This window comes from Flavobacterium cryophilum, assembly GCF_048286555.1.
GTDB lineage: Bacteria > Bacteroidota > Bacteroidia > Flavobacteriales > Flavobacteriaceae > Flavobacterium.
The window spans coordinates 130,027-150,474 of the sequence record NZ_JBLVPZ010000010.1; the positions used below are offsets into that span (position 1 = coordinate 130,027).

At 36.7% G+C, this 20,448-nt stretch carries 15 protein-coding genes; 11 read left to right on the forward strand and 4 right to left on the reverse strand.

Annotated features, from left to right (window positions below):
• The first annotated feature begins 5 nt into the window (after nucleotides 1-5).
• The 10 genes from ACNQGJ_RS14140 to ACNQGJ_RS14185 all read left to right on the forward strand — a co-directional run bounded on the left by ACNQGJ_RS14140 (nucleotide 6) and on the right by ACNQGJ_RS14185 (nucleotide 12,880).
• The gene (locus ACNQGJ_RS14140) at nucleotides 6-1,241 is read left to right on the forward strand and encodes a glycoside hydrolase family 88/105 protein (RefSeq protein ID WP_417973911.1); all 1,236 of its coding nucleotides are present in this window, start codon (nucleotides 6-8) and stop codon (nucleotides 1,239-1,241) included.
• A 44-nt stretch (nucleotides 1,242-1,285) separates the two neighbouring features.
• Nucleotides 1,286-3,301: a pectate lyase gene (gene pelA, locus ACNQGJ_RS14145; protein ID WP_417973909.1), complete on the forward strand. Its 2,016-nt coding sequence runs from the start codon at nucleotides 1,286-1,288 to the stop codon at nucleotides 3,299-3,301.
• Between the two features lie 42 nt (nucleotides 3,302-3,343).
• Nucleotides 3,344-4,693, forward strand: coding sequence for a glycoside hydrolase family 28 protein (locus ACNQGJ_RS14150; RefSeq protein ID WP_417973907.1), 1,350 nt, complete (start codon nucleotides 3,344-3,346; stop codon nucleotides 4,691-4,693).
• A gap of 26 nt (nucleotides 4,694-4,719) precedes the next feature.
• A complete protein-coding gene (locus tag ACNQGJ_RS14155) occupies nucleotides 4,720-5,466 on the forward strand; it encodes a rhamnogalacturonan acetylesterase (RefSeq protein WP_417973905.1) in 747 nt (248 codons plus the stop codon).
• 963 nt (nucleotides 5,467-6,429) lie between these two features.
• Nucleotides 6,430-7,014 (forward strand): hypothetical protein, encoded by a 585-nt coding sequence (locus ACNQGJ_RS14160; RefSeq protein ID WP_417973903.1) that lies wholly within the window; start codon nucleotides 6,430-6,432, stop codon nucleotides 7,012-7,014.
• Between the two features lie 285 nt (nucleotides 7,015-7,299).
• Nucleotides 7,300-7,494 (forward strand): hypothetical protein, encoded by a 195-nt coding sequence (locus tag ACNQGJ_RS14165; protein WP_417980377.1) that lies wholly within the window; start codon nucleotides 7,300-7,302, stop codon nucleotides 7,492-7,494.
• Between the two features lie 117 nt (nucleotides 7,495-7,611).
• A complete protein-coding gene (locus ACNQGJ_RS14170) occupies nucleotides 7,612-8,289 on the forward strand; it encodes an SRPBCC family protein (RefSeq protein ID WP_417973902.1) in 678 nt (225 codons plus the stop codon).
• A 289-nt stretch (nucleotides 8,290-8,578) separates the two neighbouring features.
• The gene (ligD, locus tag ACNQGJ_RS14175) at nucleotides 8,579-11,278 is read left to right on the forward strand and encodes a DNA ligase D (protein ID WP_417973900.1); all 2,700 of its coding nucleotides are present in this window, start codon (nucleotides 8,579-8,581) and stop codon (nucleotides 11,276-11,278) included.
• An 86-nt stretch (nucleotides 11,279-11,364) separates the two neighbouring features.
• On the forward strand, nucleotides 11,365-12,141 hold the full coding sequence (gene ku / locus ACNQGJ_RS14180) for a non-homologous end joining protein Ku (protein WP_417973898.1): 777 nt from the start codon (nucleotides 11,365-11,367) through the stop codon (nucleotides 12,139-12,141).
• 4 nt (nucleotides 12,142-12,145) lie between these two features.
• The gene (locus ACNQGJ_RS14185) at nucleotides 12,146-12,880 is read left to right on the forward strand and encodes a DNA-formamidopyrimidine glycosylase family protein (RefSeq protein ID WP_417973896.1); all 735 of its coding nucleotides are present in this window, start codon (nucleotides 12,146-12,148) and stop codon (nucleotides 12,878-12,880) included.
• Nucleotides 12,881-13,020: 140 nt separating this feature from the next.
• Here the strand turns inward: ACNQGJ_RS14185 and ACNQGJ_RS14190 are convergent, their stop codons facing one another.
• The 3 genes from ACNQGJ_RS14190 to dinB form a co-directional block, all read right to left on the reverse strand.
• Nucleotides 13,021-14,400, reverse strand: coding sequence for an exonuclease domain-containing protein (locus ACNQGJ_RS14190; protein ID WP_417973894.1), 1,380 nt, complete (start codon nucleotides 14,398-14,400; stop codon nucleotides 13,021-13,023).
• Between the two features lie 73 nt (nucleotides 14,401-14,473).
• Nucleotides 14,474-17,551: a DNA polymerase III subunit alpha gene (locus tag ACNQGJ_RS14195; RefSeq protein ID WP_417973892.1), complete on the reverse strand. Its 3,078-nt coding sequence runs from the start codon at nucleotides 17,549-17,551 to the stop codon at nucleotides 14,474-14,476.
• An 89-nt stretch (nucleotides 17,552-17,640) separates the two neighbouring features.
• The gene (gene dinB, locus ACNQGJ_RS14200; protein ID WP_417973890.1) at nucleotides 17,641-18,825 is read right to left on the reverse strand and encodes a DNA polymerase IV; all 1,185 of its coding nucleotides are present in this window, start codon (nucleotides 18,823-18,825) and stop codon (nucleotides 17,641-17,643) included.
• An 88-nt stretch (nucleotides 18,826-18,913) separates the two neighbouring features.
• On the opposite strand from dinB, the gene ACNQGJ_RS14205 reads away from it, so the two are divergent.
• A complete protein-coding gene (locus ACNQGJ_RS14205; RefSeq protein WP_417973888.1) occupies nucleotides 18,914-19,678 on the forward strand; it encodes an XRE family transcriptional regulator in 765 nt (254 codons plus the stop codon).
• Between the two features lie 289 nt (nucleotides 19,679-19,967).
• On the opposite strand, the gene ACNQGJ_RS14210 is transcribed toward ACNQGJ_RS14205, so the two are convergent.
• A partial coding sequence (locus ACNQGJ_RS14210) for an IS3 family transposase (protein ID WP_417973886.1) occupies nucleotides 19,968-20,448 on the reverse strand: 481 nt, incomplete at its 5' end.

The window sequence follows — 20,448 nt, forward strand, 5'->3', positions numbered from 1 at the left end:
TTAAGATGAAAAATATACTAAAAAAGAATTGTTTTAAAACCATGATTCTAATTGTAACATTACTGTTTGTAAGTTGTAAATCTATTTCTCAAACAGATACAAAAGTAGGTAGTGTTGAAAAAGAGCAAATTATTTCGGATAAACTAAAATGGTCTGAACGAATGGCACGATCTATTATGAAGAGCCATCCAGAATCCTATATGATTGATGATGCCAAAGCACCAAAATGGGACTATGTTCACGGCTTGGTTTTGCACGCATTCGAAGAATTATATAAGAAAAACCCAGACGCCAGATATGCTGCATACGCAAAAGGCTATACCGATCTTTTGATTCATAACGACGGTACTATCAAAACGTACGAAATGGATAAATTTAATATCGACATGATCGTGTCTGGACGACTATTGTTTAACTTATATGACACCACAAAAGAAGAAAAATATTTAAAAGCAATGCAATTGTTGCGCAAACAACTTGAAGGGCAACCCAGAACTAGTACTGGGGGATTTTGGCACAAAAAAATATACACCAACCAAATGTGGTTGGATGGGTTGTACATGGGAGAACCATTCTACGCACAATATACGGTGACTTTTGAAAATGGAAAAAATTTAGATGATGTAGCCAAACAATTTGAAGAAATTCAATTACACGCAACCGATAAAAAAACTGGATTATTGTATCACGGCTGGGATGAAAAAAAACTAATGCCCTGGGCTAATAAAGAAACGGGTAACTCCCCAAATTTCTGGTCAAGAGCTCTAGGATGGTACACCATGGCATTAGTAGATGCTTTGGATTATTTCCCTAAACATCATCCCAAGCACAAAGAATTAGTAGGTTATTTAAATAACGTTTGTGCTAGTTTAGCCAAATACCAAGACAAATCCGGTTTATGGTATCAAGTAACTGATAAAGGTGCTGTGGGAGGTAACTACTTAGAAGCTTCAGGTTCTTCAATGTTTGCTTATGCTTTTGCAAAAGGAGCGAACAAAGGCTATTTGCCTTCAAAATATAAAGCGATTGCAAATAAAGCTTTTGATGGTATGACAAAACACTTAATTAAGGTTGGCGAAAATGGTGAAATTAGTATTACACAAGCCTGTGCAGTGGCAGGTTTAGGAGGTAATCCGTATCGTGATGGCTCTTTTGAATATTATGTCAACGAAAGAAAAAAAGATAACGATCCTAAAGCAACCGGCCCTTTCATTTTGGCGGCTTTAGAGTTGAATAGATAAGCTTGAATTTTTATAGTACAATTGTTTTCCTAATAGTTTAAAAAATGAGTTATTTTCAAAAAATAGTAATTGCGTTCGTATTTGTTTGCACTGCAGGTACAGGCCTTCAGTCACAAATACTGAATAAAAATTGGAGAGATATTGTTGCCACTGATGACAAAGCTTGGTTCAGTTCCAAGGAGGTACAAGGGATTGCAGAGAATGTGTTGCTTTATCAACGCAACATTGGCGGATGGCCCAAAAACATCCAAATGCAGAAATCACTTTCAGAGGACGAAAAACAAAAACTGGAAGCGCTTAAAACGGATCCAATGAATTCGACTACTGATAATGGTGCGACTGCCATGGAAATGCTGTTCTTGTCTAAAGTATATGCACAAGTTCCTAATAAAAAATATAAAAAAGCATTCTTAAATGGTTTAGATTATTTGCTGGCCGCTCAATATGAAAATGGAGGATGGCCACAGTTTTATCCTTTAAAAATAGGATATTATTCCAACATCACTTATAATGATGATTCGATGGTGAATATTTTGGAAATTTTAAAAAATTTAAACGATGGTACAGATTATTATTCCATAAAACCCTCGGAAGAAACTCTTTTGAAAGTAAAGAAAGCATTTGACAAAGGAATTGATTGCATCGTTAAATCGCAATACAAACAAAACGGTATTTTAACGGCTTGGTGTGCACAACATGATGAATTTACCTTACTTCCTGCTAAAGCGCGTGCTTATGAATTGCCTTCTTTAAGTGGAAAGGAATCAGCTCAAATTGTATTGCTGTTGATGTCAATTGAAAATCCATCCAAGGAAATAATAACAGCGGTAAATAGCGCCGCTGCCTGGTTTGAAAAAACAAAAATAACAGGACTTAGAGAAGACCGACAAACAGTTGGCAATACTAAGGTCTTCGATAAAGTAATGGTAAAAGATGTAAATGCAGCTCTTTTATGGTCAAGGTTTATGGAACTGGATGACAACACACCTTTCTTCTGTGATCGCGATGGTGTCAAAAAAGGATCTTTAGCAGAAATCGGATCAGAGCGCAGGAATGGATATGCTTGGTATACCAATGAACCAAAAGAGGTTTTGAAAAAGTATCCGCTTTGGAAAAAAACAAACATGGTTTCGCTTGACAAATCGAGTGCAAAAAGCACTAAATCTTTAAAAAACGAATGGTACAGTGTCGTTGCAAAGGATGGCAGCGGTGATTATAGTTCGATTCAAGAAGCAATAAACGATTCGAATTCATTTCCGTATCAAAGGAAAACTATTTTTATAAAAAACGGAATTTACCATGAGAAAGTAAAAATCCACGAGTGGAATACTAACATTTCCTTGATTGGAGAAAGTAGAGAGCAAACGATAATTACCTACGATGATTATTTCAACAAGATAAATTTAGGCAAAAACAGTACTTTTTATACCTACACGATGTTAGTGGAAGGAGAAGGTTTTGTCGCTCAAAATTTAACTATACTAAATTCCTCCGGCGAAGTGGGGCAGGCGGTAGCTTTGACTTTAAATGCCAACAAAGTATTAATTTCGAATTGTAATATTTTAGGCAATCAAGATACTTTGTATGTAACGGGAAATGGTACTAAACAGTATGTAAAAGACTGTTATATCGAAGGAACCACGGATTTTATTTTTGGAAAAGCAACTGTTTTATTTGAAAATTGCACCTTGCATAGTCTGAAAGACTCCTATATAACGGCAGCTTCCACTCCGGAAGATGTTGCTTACGGGTTTGTTTTTCAAAACTGTAAAATGACTGCTGCTCCAGGAGTTACGGCTGTTTATCTCGGACGCCCTTGGCGCATTTACGCCAAAACAGTTTTTTTAAATTGTGAAATGGGAAAACACATCAAACCGGAAGGTTGGCACAATTGGTCAAAACCAGAAGCAGAAAAAAAAGCTTTTTATGCAGAGTATAATTGTAGTGGCGAAGGTTTTCAACCTAAAAAAAGAGTTTCGTGGTCACATCAATTGCAAAAATTAGAAGTAAAAAAATATACCATTGAAAATATTATGGGTTGGACTTTTCCAAAACAATAAAAGAATCACTTTCAAAATAAATCGACACAAGAATTAAAAATTATGAAATACAAACTCCTCTTTTTCTTATTGATTTCCTTAAATGGATTTGCCCAAAATAATAGTTTCCCGTCAGATTCCGTTGATGCAATTATAAAACGCATTCAATTGCCAAAAATTCCTTCGTATAAAATTAGCGTAACAAAGATTGGGGCAAAAGGAGATTCGATTAGCGATTGCAAACCCGCTTTTGACAAAGCGATGGCACTTTGCAAAAAGAACAAAGGAGGAACCATAATTGTCCCAAAAGGAGTTTACACGCTAAACGGTCCCATTCATTTTGTGAGTAATGTAAAATTACATTTAGAAGAAGGCGCAAAAATTCGATTTGGCTCCAATCCAAAAGATTATCCTCTAGTTCTAACCAGTTGGGAAGGAACCATGCTTTATAATTATAGCCCATTGATTTATGGCAACAAGGTCGAAAACATCGCTATAACTGGAAATGGAATCATTGATGGTGAAGCCAAAAATACTTGGATAAAATGGAAACCTCTTGAAAAGAAAGACCAACTATTAAGTAGAGAAATGAACCACAAAAATACACCAATAAAGGAGCGAATTTTTGGCGAAGGCCATTATTTAAGACCGCAACTGATTCAGTTTGTCAATTCAAAAAATATTCTTGTTGAAAATGTCCAGATAGAAGATTCCCCATTTTGGTGCCTTCATTTGCTAAAAAGCAAAAGCATAACCATTCGAGGAGTAAAATACAATGCGCACAACAACAATAATGACGGAATTGACCCAGAATATTCCAGCGACATATTAATTGAAAACATTCTGTTTGACAATGCCGATGACAATGTTGCCATTAAAGCAGGAAGAGATGATGAAGGACGAACTAATTTAAACACTCCTTCGGAGAATATTGTCATTCGAAATTGTGAATTTAAGGGTTTGCACGCTATAGTCATTGGAAGCGAAATGTCCGCAGGAGTTCGCAATGTATATGTGGAAAACAGCAAATTCAGAGGGGATTTAAAAAGAGGAATTTTTATAAAAACCAATTCGGATCGAGGAGGTTATATCAAAAATATTTATTTCAATAATTTGGCGTTTGGAAAAGTAGAAGACTGTATTTACATCACCGCTAATTATCACGGAGAAGGCGGTGGATTACATTCTTCTAAGATCTCCGATATTTCTTTTTCCAATATTAGCTGTATTGAAGCTACAAATACAGGAATTGTAATCGAAGGATATCCAAATAAAAAAGTATCAAATATCCTATTAGACAACATCAGCATACAATCTGCAAAAAACGGAATGACTGTTATTAATTCCGAAAATGTAACCATAAACGAAGTTGTAATTGGCGAAAAGGCAACAATTCCAACAGCTGCAAAATAAATTCACTAAACTAAAAACAATCGATTATGAAATGTATTGTCCTCTTTCTAATGCTAATTTCATCAGACTGTTTTGCACAAAAAACAACGATTTATTTAATTGGCGATTCTACTATGGCCAATAAGGTAAAACCCAATGAAAATCCAGAACACGGCTGGGGACAAATGTTGTCGCAGTTTTTCAATGATAATATTACCATAGATAATAGGGCCGTAAATGGCCGGAGCACTCGAAGTTTTATCAACGAAAAACGTTGGGATACGATTTACAAAGCATTAAATCCAGGCGATTATGTTTTTATTCAATTTGGACATAATGACCAAAAAGAAAAAGATTCTAGTCGTTACACCAACCCACATACGGCTTATCGATATAATTTAATCCGTTTTGTAAATGAGACTAGAATAAAAGGAGCCATTCCTGTTTTATTTTCATCCATCGTGCGAAGAAATTTTAACGAGCAAGGGGTCTTGATACCTACTCATGGCGATTATCCAATGGAAACCCGTTTGGTAGCTCAAGAATATAAAATACCGTTTATCGATTTAGAGTATTTATCTGAATTATTGGAAACATCTTATGGACCAGAGCAATCAAAACAATTACATTTGCATTATACAGCAGGGGAAATTCCATATTATCCACAGGGAAAAGTCGATGATACGCATTTATCTTTAAAAGGGGCTACTGAAATTGCAAAACTAGTTACAGATCAAATACGATTGTTAGATAATCCTTTGGTTGAAAAACTAAAAAAAGGAATTAAAAAATAAACGTATAATCGTTCTGAATTTTTTATTTTCGATCAAAATCAGAAAACAGTATTTTCTTTTTACGGTTAGACACAAAAACAGGCACAAATCAAACAAAAATATATTGAATAAAAGTTTTGTAATAACCATGCTTTTTTAGATTTGTCTGGAATAATACCAGTCTGAAATATTTTTTTTAGTTGTTTACTTTATCCTATTAGATATCAGGAAGTTTATAACGTATTTAATATTTCAGAATTCTTAGTGGAATTTGAAAGGTTATCGAATTCAATACATACTTTTTTTGTTTTTTTAATAAATTTTAAATCGGTCTGCACCTTTCAGAAACCGAACATTTTGGAGTGGGTCGTATCGAATGCTGGAAGAAAACTAATTTGGAAAAAAAGAAAACTATTCTTCACCAAATAACCGATTTATTATAGATCATGTTCAAGTTGATTCTGGCAATATAAATTTGCAATAGACATTAAAATTATAATGTTCGTGAATAAATGGTTACCGATTCTGAAAATGCAATTTTTACCAATTAATTTAGCTAAGTCATACCAGAAAATTTCGCGCCTGTAAAACGGAATCTTTAGCTGTAGCCTTAAATTCGGCCATAAGTTAACTAATTCAAAGTAATTAATTAGTATAAATAACAGTAATAAGGTGAAGAAGAACTTATGACTATTTAGCATGTTAAAATGCTGTTAATCATACAATTAAATCAAAGTTCTGTATAACATTTTGCCGTTTATCTTTTGTATATTTACAATGATAAATCTTTAAAAACTAAATTTCATAAAAACTTCAAACGAAAAAAAAAGCAGCGCTGCGGGTGCAAAATCATCAGGTACAAAAGGGGATACAAAAAAATCTGACAGTAAAGAAACTGCTGCAAAAAGTAGCTCTAAATCTTCTGCCGATACAAAAAAGACAGACAAAAACGCAAAGAAATAACCATTTAAAAACCCTTGTATTATGAATATAGAAGAAAGAGAAAATGACAGTCATTCTGACCAGTTTTCTAAAAATGATGGAACTCGAAACGAAGAACATGAATTAGATACTCCACTAGAAAATTCAGATACTAGTGACGAAGTACAAAATATCAATCAAAACCTAAATAAAGGTGCTGATTTAGATGACGAAGGAATTCACGACAGTGATGATGAAATAGACGAAGAAGATCCTCTTGATGATGATGATGATGACTTCGAAGATGATGACTCTGATGAAGATGACTTTGATGAAAATGACTCTGATGATGATAACTCTGATGATGATAACTCTGATGAAGATGATTCTGATGAAGATGATTCTGACGAAGATGATTCTGACGAAGATGATTCTGACGAAGATGATTCTAACGAAGATGATTCTAACGAAGATGATTCTAACGAAGATGATTCTAACGAAGATGATTCTGACGAAGTTGACTCTGATGAAGATGAAGATGATTCTGAAGATAATCTTGAAGATGACGACGATTTTCTGGAAAATGATTTAAATGATGCCGATGATGATGTCAATAACACCAATCCGATACATCCAAGGCAGTTTTAATTTTTAATTTAGCTTAAAGAAACCGCTTAATACCTAGCGGTTTTTTTAACCTATTTATCAATCTTACCCAACAAAATTGCCACAAAGAGTACAGACAAGCCTATTCAAATTTAGTTTGCAATTCATTCGTAAAATACGCTACATAATTCCAAACTGCATTTTTAATACTTTAAAAATTTAACAGAATAATCGACTCCATATAAACACCAAAGAAAGTGCTATTCCCGAAATACAAATTGAGGAGGAACAACCTTTCAAAGAATTATTGAAGTTATTATATAAAAATTGCTGTTACTGATAATGATTTCAGCTCAGAGAACGAGTTTCAAGCTGAAATTGCAAAAGCCGTATTCAGAATACAGACTCCATAATGAAAGTGAGCTTGGACTTACTTTAGAGAAAGAAATAGTGGACAATAATAGTAATTTTATAAAACCTATCAATCACAAAAACCTTGGAACGATGCCTATTTGTCTTTAGTTAATCCCGTAAATTAATATATAAACAACTGATAACTATGTAGTCAAAAATAATAATTGTATAACATATAGACTTTAAATTTTCTTAAATTTGAATTTTAACTTAAATATTTACATCATGGAAGCAAATACAACAGCTGCAATGCATAATTCATATACTTCAAAAAGTAAAACAAATGTATCAACACTCGAGCGAATCGTAATGATTACAAGTGGAGCCTATTTATTATACAGAGAGGTATCTAAAGAAAATAAAAGTATCGGCGTAATTTGTGCTGGAGGAGCAATGTTAATGCGTGGAATTTCTGGATATTGCCCATTATATGATGCCGTAGATCATTTAAAAAATGACAAAGCCTCAAACATTAATATTCGCCTAAGCAGTCTAATTAATAAACCGATTAGCGAAGTGTATTCTTTTTGGCGCGATCTTGAAAATTTGCCGAAATTTATGACCCATCTGGAATCAGTAGAACCGATTACGTACACGACTTCTAAATGGACGGCAAAAGGTCCTGCTGGCATTGGACAGCTATCATGGACAGCCGAAATAGTAAACGATGAAAAGGATAGCGTTATCAGTTGGAATTCCCTACCAGACTCTACTATCAAAAATGCCGGGAAAGTTATTTTTAAGCCAATAGGAAATACGACAGAAATTGATGTAACTATTTCTTATCATGCTCCTTTGGGAATCGCCGGAGAAAGTGCTGCAAAACTCCTTAATCCTTATTTTGAAAAATTGGTACAGGCCGATATAATGAATTTTAAAACTTATTTAGAGTCCGTGCATTAATCGTAATTGTTCAATAAATTTTAGTCAAAAAAAAATGGAAAATGATGCTAAGCAAAATTACGGCCAAGGCAATCCTTAAAAAAAGCGTTAAGCACACAATTAATATTACCGTAATAGCTGGAATTATAATTTACTTTATGAATTATGTACTAATGATTTCACACTCCTTTTTCATGTTTATGGAATCATCAATGTAAATGTGTCTAAACAATAGGTGGCGCCGAATATCTTTAAAATCATGAATGATTCAGTTCATACTAAAAGCAGTTAAAATTTAAAAACTATATACATGGCACTTACTAAATATATAGAGAAACGAAATTTTGATGAAAGCCCCGAACCTAAAGGCGGTAATCCTGATAGTGATAAACTTCGCTTTGTGATTCAGAAGCATGCTGCTTCGCATTTGCACTATGATTTCAGATTGGAAATGGAAGGTGTGCTTAAAAGTTGGGCAGTGCCTAAAGGTCCTTCTACTGACCCTGTTATAAAGCGACTTGCCATGATGGTAGAAGACCATCCGTATGACTATCGAAACTTCGAAGGAATAATTCCAAGCGGTTATGGTGCTGGTACGGTTATCGTTTGGGATGAAGGTTTTTATGAGATTGCCGATGCAAGTGGAACGGATAAAGAGACGCAGGACAAAGAATTAAGAAAAGGGATTCATGCCGGCAAGTTGCACATTGTATTAGACGGAAAAAAACTAAAAGGTGAATTTGCTTTAGTAAAAACCCATGGCAGAGGAGAAAATGCCTGGTTGCTGTTTAAGGTGAAAGATAAATATGTTTCCAAAGACGATGTGACCTTGAAAGACAAATCAGTTATCTCCAAAAAAACGTTGGCACAGGTAGAAAAAACCACCACTAATTTTTACGGAGCAGAGCGGGTAAAAGAATCTTCAGTTAAAAGCAAAAAAGAAACTTCTCTCAACAAGCGCAGTGATGTAAAAGCTGCTTCGGCAAAAAACAAAAAAGAAAAAGAACAAAAAACGGCCGATGATATTGATACCGGAGGAAAACGCAGCAAGTTTCCTTCTAAGATATCGCCCATGCTTGCTACCATAGTTGATAAGCCTTTTGATAAAGAAGGCTGGCAATATGAAATAAAATGGGACGGCTACCGGGCCCTTGCGTTCTGTAATAAAGATAAAGTAGAATTAAAATCCAGAAACGATAAATCTTTTGACGAAAAGTTTTGTCCTGTTCATAAAGCCCTTCAGCAATGGAACATTACTGCAGTAGTAGATGGTGAAGTGGTAGTTCTCGATGAAGATGGAAAACCAAATTTTAGTGCTTTGCAAAATTGGAAAAGCGAATCCGATGGAGCCTTATATTTTTATGTTTTTGATTTGCTTTGGATAAATGGAAAAGACGTGATGCAACTTCCATTAAGTGAAAGAAGAACCATTTTGAAACAAATTATCCCTGAAAATGACATTATTCGACTGAGTGAAAATTTTGAAGTAAGCGGAATAGAATTTTTTGAAACCGCAAAGAAGATGGGATTGGAAGGGATCATCGCAAAAAAATCAGATAGTGTTTATTCTGCCGGGAGTCGTTCTAAGGATTGGTTGAAAATTAAAGCCAATAAAAGACAGGAAATGGTAATTGGCGGTTATACTAAAAATGATGATTCCTCTAAATCATTCAGCTCATTATTACTTGGCGTCTATGAAAATGGGGAGTTGATTTATACAGGCAAAGTAGGAACAGGTTTTAGCGATACCCAACAGATAGAAATGCTTAAACAATTTAAGCCTTACATAATTAAAACACCACCCTTCAAAGAACTGCCGGACATAAACAAACCATCACGATTCCAGCGCAATCCTCCCCATGCAACCGCAATTTGGATCAAACCTGAATTGGTTTGCGAAGTGAGTTTTACTGAAATGACAGCTGACGGGATTATGCGGCATCCGTCTTTTGAAGCCATGCGGATTGATAAAAAAGCAAAAGAGGTTATTAGAGAGGAAGTTATTGACACAAATGAAATTATAACCCATAAAGAAGAAAGCTCACCAAAAACAGTAAAACCAGCTGGAAAGAAAGGCCTAAAAACATTTTTGAATCCGACAGATGAGACCCAACTGCGTGAAATTAATGGACATGAAATAAAATTCAGCAACCTCAATAAGATTTATTGGCCTGACGAAAAAATCACCAAGCGTGACATGCTCAATTACTATTATCAAGTTGCACCTTACATGTTACCGTATTTAAAAGATAGGCCGCAATCCATGAACCGACATCCGGATGGGATTAACGGCGAGAGTTTTTATTTTAAAGATGTGACGGGAACAGCTCCTGATTGGATTGAAACCTTTGAGTATAAAAGCGATGCTGATGACAGGGTAAGAAATTATTTGGTAGCGAAGGATGAAGCAAGTTTATTGTACATGGCAAATTTAGGCTGCATTGAAATGAATCCGTGGCACAGCAAAGTAAAAACAGAAGATTATCCCGACTGGTGTATTATCGATTTGGACCCTGCTGAAAATACATTTCAAAAGGTTATCGAGGCTGCAAATGTTACCAAAGATATTTTGGAAAGCATGGGAGTTATCGCCTATCCAAAAACTAGCGGCTCAACAGGCATACATATTTACATTCCATTGGGGGCAAAATATACTTATGATCAATCGAAAGAGTTTGCGCGAATCATTGCCACATTGGTGCAAAGAGAAATTCCAGACTATACAAGCATTGAACGTGTTGTAAAAGCGCGAAAAGGAAAAATGTATATTGATTTTTTACAGAACCGAGCACAAGCTACAGTTGCGGCTCCGTACTCTTTAAGGCCAAAACTTGGTGCAACGGTTTCGATGCCTTTGCATTGGGATGAAGTGAAGAAAGGATTGAAGATGAGTGATTTTACAATTCATAATTCGCTAGAAAGAATAAAAAGCGCAGGTGATATTTTTAAGCCCGTGCTTGGCAAAGGAATTAATTTGGAAAAAGTTATTAAAACATACAATAGAGAATAATATGCCATACAAAAGCGCAGGACAAGAAAGTAATTTCAAGGATAGTAATGAGACAACAATAATTATAACTAAAAACATACAATACTATGAGACCAATCTGGACAGGAACCATCAGCTTCGGGTTAATAAATATTCCCGTAAAATTATTTTCAGCAGTGCAAGAAAGTTCTATTGACCTTGACATGCTTGACAGTAAAGACCACGCTAACATAAAATTCAAGAGGGTAAATGAAATCACCGGTAAAGAAATCGCTTACGCAGATATTGTAAAAGGATATAAATTAGAAAGTGGTTATGTGATTTTGGAAGAGGAAGATTTTGAAGCAGCCGATGCCGTCAAAACCAAAATGATTGAGATAATCAATTTCGTTGACGAAGGGGAGATTGACAGCCTCTATTATGAGCAGCCCTATTATCTTGAGCCTGAAAAAACAGCAATGAATGCGTATGCTTTACTGAGGGATGCATTACAATCATCAGGAAAAGTTGGAGTTACAACATTTGTATTGCGAAATAAGGAAGGCTTGGCAATACTAAAGCCTTATAAAAATGTGATCGTACTCAATCGCATTCGCTTTAGCCAAGAGATAAAAGAGCCGTCTGAATTAAAGTTACCACCACTATCAAAAACTAACTCCAAAGAGATGGATATGGCAAATAAATTAGTAGCGCAGCTAACCGAAAAATTCGACATTGAAAAATATAAAGACACGTACACCGATAAACTCTTAAAACGAATTAAGGAAAAATCAAAAGGTAAAAAAATCACCACTCCAAAAATAGAACTTGTGCAGAAGCAAAGTGATAATTTAATGGATATGCTAAAAGCAAGTTTAGCAGTTAAGAAAACTAAATCAGCGTAAGACCATGCCCGAAGGACCATCCATAGTACTAGTCAAAGAAGCGGTTGCAAAATTTATCGGGGAAAAAATTATTGCCGTTAGTGGTAACAGTAAAATTGATCACAGTGTTTTGCTTGATAAAAAGGTAATTGAGTTTAAAAGTTGGGGGAAACATTTTCTCATTTGTATGGACGGGCCTACGCTAAGGGTACATTTCTTGCTGTTTGGCAGTTATACTGTAGATGAAAAGAAACCGGACAGAACAATAAGACTTAATCTCACCTTTGAAAACGGGGAAATAAATTTATATACATGTTCAGTTAAATATCTTGAAGGAGATATAAACCAATATTACGATTGGACTGCGGATGTAATGAATGACCAATGGAGTAAAAAGAAGGCAAAAGCCAAATTAAAAAAAATACCGGATAAACTTATCTGTGATGTACTTTTAGAACAGGACATTTTTGCAGGAGTAGGCAACATTATAAAGAATGAGATACTTTATCGTGTTCGTGTGCATCCCGAATCGCTTACAGGGAAAATACCAACTGCAAAACTCAATAAACTCATAGATGAAACTCGTATTTATAGTTTTCAGTTTTTAGAATGGAAAAGAGAATACGACTTAAAAAAGCATTGGCTAGCACACACCAAAAAATTATGTTTAAGATGCAACTTCCCTATAATTAAAAAACAGACAGGAGTTAAAAAACGCAGAAGTTTTATTTGTACCAACTGTCAGACTTTATACTCCTAAATGGGTTTTGTTGTGTGATTTCGAAAAAGAACGTTTCAAATACGGAACATAGGGTTTCGACAAAATCTACTGATGCAATAACGTTGATGTGAATAATTCGAGGTTATCCAAGCGTATTATTATTATTATTATTATTATTATTATTCATTTTCGGTTTGTTTAAAAAGAACCTTACCCGGATATTTCTCAGCATAAGCAAGGATTAAATCCACACTGTATTGGTTGCTTTTGTAAGGAGTGATATGATCTTTTATCTCAGCGGGATCAGTAAATCCAATATCTAAAGCGATATATCCCATGCCATAAAAGTGACCCTTTTCAACCCAAATGCAACTGCGTTCTTCAGCAGACCTGCCTTTGTCTATAATGGCAAAGCTAGGCCTGTTTTTTATTAAAAAATTAATGGCGTTTTCGACTTGCTGGTTGTGTTGTTCGACTTCAGGTAAATTGGTCCGGTCTGGTTTTGGGATAAATTCTCCGTGGTCGTCCATGCCGTAGTTACAGAATCGGTTATCAATGCCAAATTGTTCGACGAGGCTGCGCAACACATTGATGCCTTTATACAAACTATTGAAAGACTCTATGCATGCCTGAAATTTACCTAACTTTCCAATTGCCAGATATCGGTAACCGTTGCGGGCTTCATATTCATAAAGTCCATATTTAGGGTCAAAGCGTTTGAGTGCCCTATTGTAAGTGGGCCATAGCTTCTTAATTTCTGTACATTCCAGCAACAGCGCCATTAATTCGGTAGCACAAGCTTCAAAGGAAATTCCGTGTATTTCCCGCAGGAAATTTTGCCTTTGTGGAGTGATATTATGGCCACTGAAATGGGAAGCCACCCGTTTTTTTAAATTGATCGCCTTTCCTACGTAAATTACTTTTCTTGTCTGATCATAAAAATAATATACTCCTGCTTTTTCAGGTAATTGCTCAAAGTCAGCAGGCGGTAGGTTAGGAGGTAGGCGCTGGTCTTGAGAAGTTTTTTTTATCATTTTTTCGATTACTCCTTCAACGTCCCATTCCAGCAAACGGGAAAACAATATGGCTGTGGCATCCGCATCACCACCGGCACGATGTTGGTTTATCAAAGGGATGTCTAAGGATTGGCAAAGTCTACCCAAACTGTACGAACCCAATCCCGACTTAATCTTTCTTGCTGCTCGAACGGTGCACAATTTTGGCGCAGTCCATTTAAAACCGCTTGCTTCGAGTTGGTGGCGAACAAACGAATAATCAAAGTTGACATTATGGGCAACGAAGATGCGTCCAGTAAGCATTTCTAAAACTTTTTCAGAAATAGTATCAAAAATAGGTGCATCCCGAACCATTTCATTATTAATGCCGGTTAACGAAAAAATAGCAAGCGGTATTTCCTTTTCAGGGTTGACTAGTGTTTCCCAGCGGTCGATTACGCTGGTTCCGTTATGGATAATAATGGCAATTTCTGTAATGCGACTGTAACTGGCATTTCCGCCTGTGGTTTCTATATCTACTATTGCGTATTCCTGATTTTTCATTTGGTATATAACGTGAATTGTATTGGTATTCTTGTGTAAAAGATTAAAGCAATTATGTTTCTTCCTAAAAAGGTCAAACAGACTCTTTTTTTGCGCCCACCTCCATTTTGTGCCTTGGCAGATTAATCTCATGTTCCTGTGGATACGGTGCCCGATGGGTCATGCTGACATCTTCCCGAATCTGTTCGTGTACTTTATACTGTCTGTCAGAAGTGTTGGAATACCGTGGATCGGGGAGAAACGGCATTTTAGCCATTTTGGAAATGGAAATGGTTGGGAAATGATAATCCACTTCCACAGTTCCCAGAAGCAGGTAACAGCCACCACCTTGAAACGGATATTTCTCCAAACTTTTTGTAAAATGTGCGGTGTCGAAATATTCTCCTTCATGATCGATCCAGGTTCCAAAATACATGGTTCCCATTTTGGTGGGTACATGCTTTCTAGAAATAAGATAGGCCAGCATCTTTACCGTTTTTTTATGGTGATTCAATAAATCTTTCGCCATTACGTCTCCTCGATATTTGGTCTGCAGCAAATCGAAAGGAGTACAGGAAACCGGAAAACTCAATAGCTCGATTTCATCAAAAGCATCTTCAAAAGGGGAGCGTTCGAGTATAGGGAGTTCATATTCTTTGATTGGTTCCTGTAAAAGCATCCCATTTCTGTTTTCGGGTTTGAAATTGACCAGAATGAGTCTGGCAATCACCAGCAATTGGTTTTTTGTTTTACCGGTAAAGCGGAACGCTCCGATAAAAATCAAAATCTGTATCCCTTCAATACCGATGGGAATGCGGTTGATGAAATCTTCCAAAGAAATGAATTCTCCCTGTTCCTCCCGTTCTTTAACTATAAAATGCGCTACTTTACTTTCCAAACCTTCCAGATGCATGAAACCGAGATAAACGTCGATGCCATATACCGTAGTTTCAAACTCGCTCTTGTTGACACAGGGATTCTGAATGGTTGCACCCGACATTTTTGCTTCATGTACGTAGACTTCGGTACGGTAAAAACCACCCTGATTATTGATCACTGCCACCATAAATTCAATAGGGTAGTACACCTTTAAATATAAGCTTTGGTAACTTTCCACCGCATAAGAAGCCGAGTGCGCTTTACAGAAGGAATAGCCAGCGAAAGATTCAATTTGTCGGTATATTTCTTCACTCAACTTTACCGGATGTCCTTTTTGGGCACAGCAGGCAAAGTAATTGTCTTTCACTTTTTGCAAAGCAGCTTTGGAGCGTCCTTTCCCACTCATCGCCCGACGCAGAATATCACCATCGGCCGCGGGTAGCCCTGCATAATGTAAGGCAATTTTTATTACGTCTTCCTGATAGACCATCACCCCATAGGTTTCTCCAAGTTGTTCCTTAAACACCTCATGAAAATACTCGAACTTGTCGGGATGGTTGTGCCTGAAAATGTATTCTTTCATCATACCGGATTGGGCTACACCCGGGCGGATAATGGAGGAAGCGGCTACCAAGGTTTTGTAGTTATCGCATTTCAGACGGCGTAATAATCCGCGCATGGCCGGGCTTTCGATATAAAAGCATCCAATGGTTTTTCCGCGTTCTAAAAACGTATTGGCCTTAGCCTCATTTTTTGATATAGCAGTATCTCGGATATCGACTTTAATCCCCTGATTTTTCTCGATTAGCTTCACACTGTCGTCAATGTGACCGATACCCCGTTGGCTCAGGATGTCAAACTTTTCAAAACCAATATCCTCTGCAATATGCATGTCGAACAACACGATTGGAAATCCTTTCGGAGGCATTTCCAAAGGCGTATAATTCGTAATGGGTTCTTCGGAAATCAAAATACCACAGGAATGCATGCTGCGTTGATTTGGGTATTTTTTGAGCAACATCCCGTATTCCTGCACTAACTTTACTATTGGGGTTTTATCATGTAACGCCATTGGGTTTTTGGCCAATGCATCCAATTCTTCTTTGGGCAGACCAAACACTTTGCCCACTTCCCGGAATATGGAGCGGTATTTAAATTCGACATTGGTTCCGCAAAAAGCGACATGATCGGCACCGTATTTATCAAAAATGTATCGGAGAATGGTATCGCGTTCTTTCCAGGACCAGTCAATGTCAAAATCGGGAGGACTCTTACGGTTCACATTGAGGAAACGTTCAAAATACAAATCCAGTTCAATAGGGCAGATGTCGGTGATGCCGAGGCAGTAACTCACGATACTGTTGGCACCGCTACCCCGACCAATATGCAAAAAGCCCATGCTTGTGCTGTATTGAATGATGTCCCACGTGATCAGAAAATAGCCGCTGAATTCCAATTGGTGAATCACTTTTAATTCTTTTTCCACTCGTGCTGTTGCTTGCGGATTATCGGCACCGTACTTTTTGATTAATCCTTCTTGAGCGAGCTTTGTCAAAAGCTGCCTATCACTTTCCTGACTCCCCGAATAGTATTTTTTGTTTTTGGGTGTTTTAAAGTCAAACTCAAAATGGCATTGATCCATCAGTTTTTGCGTGTTTTCGATTATTTGTGGATATTCCCCAAATTTAGAAAGTAGTTCTTCCAAAGGAATCATTACTTCAGCCGTTTTGCAATAATCATCCATAGTCAATTTGGACAAGATGACATTGGTATCGATAGCTCTCAGGATTTTATGCAAATTGAATTCTCTTTTAGTCCGGAAGGTGACGGATTGCAAAATCACCATTTTGTGAAGCAAAGCATTCCATTCCGGAAGAAACAACTTGGGAAGCTGTTCTGGGGTAATCCCTATATATTCATGGTCTTTTAATTCTGCTGGCTTATTTTCGAAAGGATAAATAATGACAACTTCTTTAAAATCAGGAGCGGATACTGGTAAAAGAGTATTTTCGAAATTATGTTTGGTCAGAAAGCGATTCATTTCGGCTAGCCCATCGGCATTTTTAGCCAAGCCGATATACCGCAGTTGATGGTTGCAGCGAAATTCTATTCCGACGAGTGGTTTAATATTTACTTCTTCGCAGCTTTTTATGAAATCATAAATGCCAGTAACGGTATTAATATCGGTTAATGCCATTGTTTTTACACCACAAATAACAGCCTGCTGGACGAGTTCGGTCAGCGGGATGGTGCCATAACGCAGGGAATGAAAGGAATGACAGTTGAGGTACATGGGGGATAATTATAAGTTATGAGTTATGAGTTGTTGTCCCTCGACTGTGCTCGGGATGACAGTGAGGTTTTGGTTGTGATTTGTTTTTTTTATTTAGAGGATCGTTTTAAAATTTCTGCTTTGTTGTTGGGTTTGAAGCTTGCTCCGGCACACCGCATTACGGCATCAAAACCATACCGACTTTTCATTTTATCCATGGCTTGATACAAAGACAGCATTTCTTCGGTATCCTCAAATAAATTGATTTGATAGGTTCCACGAACCAACCCACTGAAACGAATCCCTATTAAACGGAGTCGCATACGGCGCTGGTATACTTTATCAAATAAATCGGTAACGGATTTAGTCAGCATGTGATCGGCTGAGGTATAGGGTATTTTGCATTGTTTGGTTTCGGTGTCGAAATTGGAATATCTAATTTTGATCACCACAGTGGAAGTCAGCCATTCTTCCGAACGCAACTGAAAAGCCAATTTCTCCACCATTCCGATCAAAATCGATTTCAGTTTTGGAATGTCAATGGTATCCTGAGTAAAAGTATGTTCCGTTGAAATGGATTTCCGCTCCGTATAGGGTTCCACCGGATTGTTATCAATACCGTTTGCTTTCTTCCAAATGTCGATGCCATTCTTGCCAATCATCCGTTGCAATACTTCGGCAGGCATTTCTGAAAGGGTTTGAATCGTACGGATTCCAATTCGCGATAACAGTTGAAAAGTCACATCGCCCACCATGGGTATTTTTTGAATCGAAAGCGGATTTAAAAAAGAGCGTACTTTATTTTCGGGTATTTCCAAATTTCCTTTGGGTTTGGCTTCGCCTGTACCAATTTTGGAAACGGTTTTGTTTATCGATAGCGCAAAGCTTATTGGTAATCCTGTTTCTTTAGTAACGGATTGTGCCAGTTCGTTGGTCCATTTGTAGCCTCCATAAAATTTATCCATACCCGTAATATCAAGGTAAAATTCATCGATACTGGCTTTTTCCACAATTGGTGCTTTTTCTTGGATCACTTCGGTTACGTCATGCGATAATTTGGAGTATAGTTCCATATCGCCTTTCATCACTTTAGCCTGCGGGCAGAGGCGGAGTGCCATTTTAATAGGCATTGCGGAACGCACTCCGAAAGTTCGGGCCTCATAGGAACAAGAAGCGACAACACCACGATCCCCACCACCAATGATCAAAGGGATTCCCTCCAGTTTTGAATTCCCCAGTCTTTCGCAGGACACAAAAAAAGTATCCAAATCCATGTGTACAATTGCTCTTTCCATCTTCTTTCCTTTTTTATACGTTACAAAATTAGTACAGATGATAACAAATTTGATTATATTTGTTGTTACAAATTATAACAAAATATCTATGTCTTTATTTTCCGACAACATCAGGAACCTTAGGGTGCAACAAAAGATTTCGCAGGAAAAGCTGGCTGAGGCATTAGCGATAACCAGAGGCAGGTATGTCAAATATGAAGACGGAACCTCGGAAGCCCCGTATGAAATACTGAAGAAAATAGCCCATTATTATCACATCAGCATTGACCTTTTACTATCTGTGGATGTGCGGAAAATCCCTTTGAACGATTTGTTGCAATTGGAAAATAACAGATTGGTGTTGCCGATTATGGTAGATAATAAGGGAGATAACTTTATTGAAGTCGTTACACAAAAAGTAAAAGCCGGGTATTTAAATGGGTATGCCGATCCGGAATATATTGAAAGTCTACAGCAAATTTCATTGCCGTTTTTGGGCTCAGGCAAGCACAGGGGTTTTCCGGTGGAAGGAGATTCGATGCCACCGCATGAAGATGGTAGCATCATTGTTGGGCGGTATATTGAAAAGTTAGGAGACGTCAAGGATGGCAAGACCTACATACTGATAACCAAAAATGAAGGTATGGTGTACAAGCGATTGAATAAAAACAAAAAGAATGCACTCGTTGTAGCATCAGACAACAGCTTTTATCCCCCTTATGAAGTCAAGGTTTCAGCTATACTTGAGATTTGGGAATACGTATGTAACATTGGACTCACAGATGAAAAACAGCAAGTAACGGAAACGGCAAGTGTGAAAGATATGTTTTTGGAACTGAAGAGGGAAATTAATGATTTGAAAATTAAGCATTAGATGTAGGCTATCCTTAGAAAGGAATACCGAAGTAGGAGACTTTGGTGAGGGGGTGATTGGTTCTTCATCATTCATGACTTTAGTGTGTCTTTTTACTTTGACGTACATAATTAGTCTAATTGCAATTGGTGTTAATTGAGGCAAAAAAATTATAAAGTCCAATGTAAAATGCATAATAAACCTAGTTGTATTTTATCTAAAAAATCCAAAGTGAGGGTATGGATATGCAAATAAAAAGTGCACATTAAGTTAAGCTACATTTTTGTAATTAATTTGATTGTTAAATTCTTCAAATAGTTGCATAATTCAAAGCAGAATGTCTCCTTTTTCTGTTGTACCAAATTTCAATGTATTCAAAGATTTCCAGTTTCATTTGTTCTTTAGAAATCAGTTTGTTTCCATAAATCAATTCAGTTTTCAAGGATTTAAAAAAGCTTTCCGCTACTGCATTGTCCCAACAATTTCCTTTGCGGCTCATACTGCGGGTTATTTTTTTATGGGAATCAAGAACATTTACAAACTTTTTGCTGGCATATTGAACACCTCTGTCGGAATGAAAAATCAAACCTTCCTCAATATTTCGGTTTTTAACCGCCATTTTCCAAGCCTTAAGCGAGGTTTCATCTGTACTCATTCCATCGCTTAAACTCCAACCTATGATTTTTCTATCGTACAAATCCATAATAGTTGTCAGATATACAAATCCCTCTTTGGTTTGAATATAGGTGATATCAGAAACCCAAGCTTTTGAAGGCATTTTTACAATAAAC

Bases quoted from the DNA above. Each gene is read 5' to 3' on its own strand.
- ACNQGJ_RS14140 (WP_417973911.1), top strand. From the start codon at position 6: ATGAAAAATATACTAAAAAAGAATTGTTTTAAAACCATGATTCTAATT.
- pelA (WP_417973909.1), top strand. From the start codon at position 1,286: ATGAGTTATTTTCAAAAAATAGTAATTGCGTTCGTATTTGTTTGCACT.
- ACNQGJ_RS14150 (WP_417973907.1), top strand. From the start codon at position 3,344: ATGAAATACAAACTCCTCTTTTTCTTATTGATTTCCTTAAATGGATTT.
- ACNQGJ_RS14155 (WP_417973905.1), top strand. From the start codon at position 4,720: ATGAAATGTATTGTCCTCTTTCTAATGCTAATTTCATCAGACTGTTTT.
- ACNQGJ_RS14160 (WP_417973903.1), top strand. From the start codon at position 6,430: ATGAATATAGAAGAAAGAGAAAATGACAGTCATTCTGACCAGTTTTCT.
- ACNQGJ_RS14170 (WP_417973902.1), top strand. From the start codon at position 7,612: ATGGAAGCAAATACAACAGCTGCAATGCATAATTCATATACTTCAAAA.
- ligD (WP_417973900.1), top strand. From the start codon at position 8,579: ATGGCACTTACTAAATATATAGAGAAACGAAATTTTGATGAAAGCCCC.
- ku (WP_417973898.1), top strand. From the start codon at position 11,365: ATGAGACCAATCTGGACAGGAACCATCAGCTTCGGGTTAATAAATATT.
- ACNQGJ_RS14185 (WP_417973896.1), top strand. From the start codon at position 12,146: ATGCCCGAAGGACCATCCATAGTACTAGTCAAAGAAGCGGTTGCAAAA.
- ACNQGJ_RS14190 (WP_417973894.1), bottom strand. From the start codon at position 14,400: ATGAAAAATCAGGAATACGCAATAGTAGATATAGAAACCACAGGCGGA.
- ACNQGJ_RS14195 (WP_417973892.1), bottom strand. From the start codon at position 17,551: ATGTACCTCAACTGTCATTCCTTTCATTCCCTGCGTTATGGCACCATC.
- dinB (WP_417973890.1), bottom strand. From the start codon at position 18,825: ATGGAAAGAGCAATTGTACACATGGATTTGGATACTTTTTTTGTGTCC.
- ACNQGJ_RS14205 (WP_417973888.1), top strand. From the start codon at position 18,914: ATGTCTTTATTTTCCGACAACATCAGGAACCTTAGGGTGCAACAAAAG.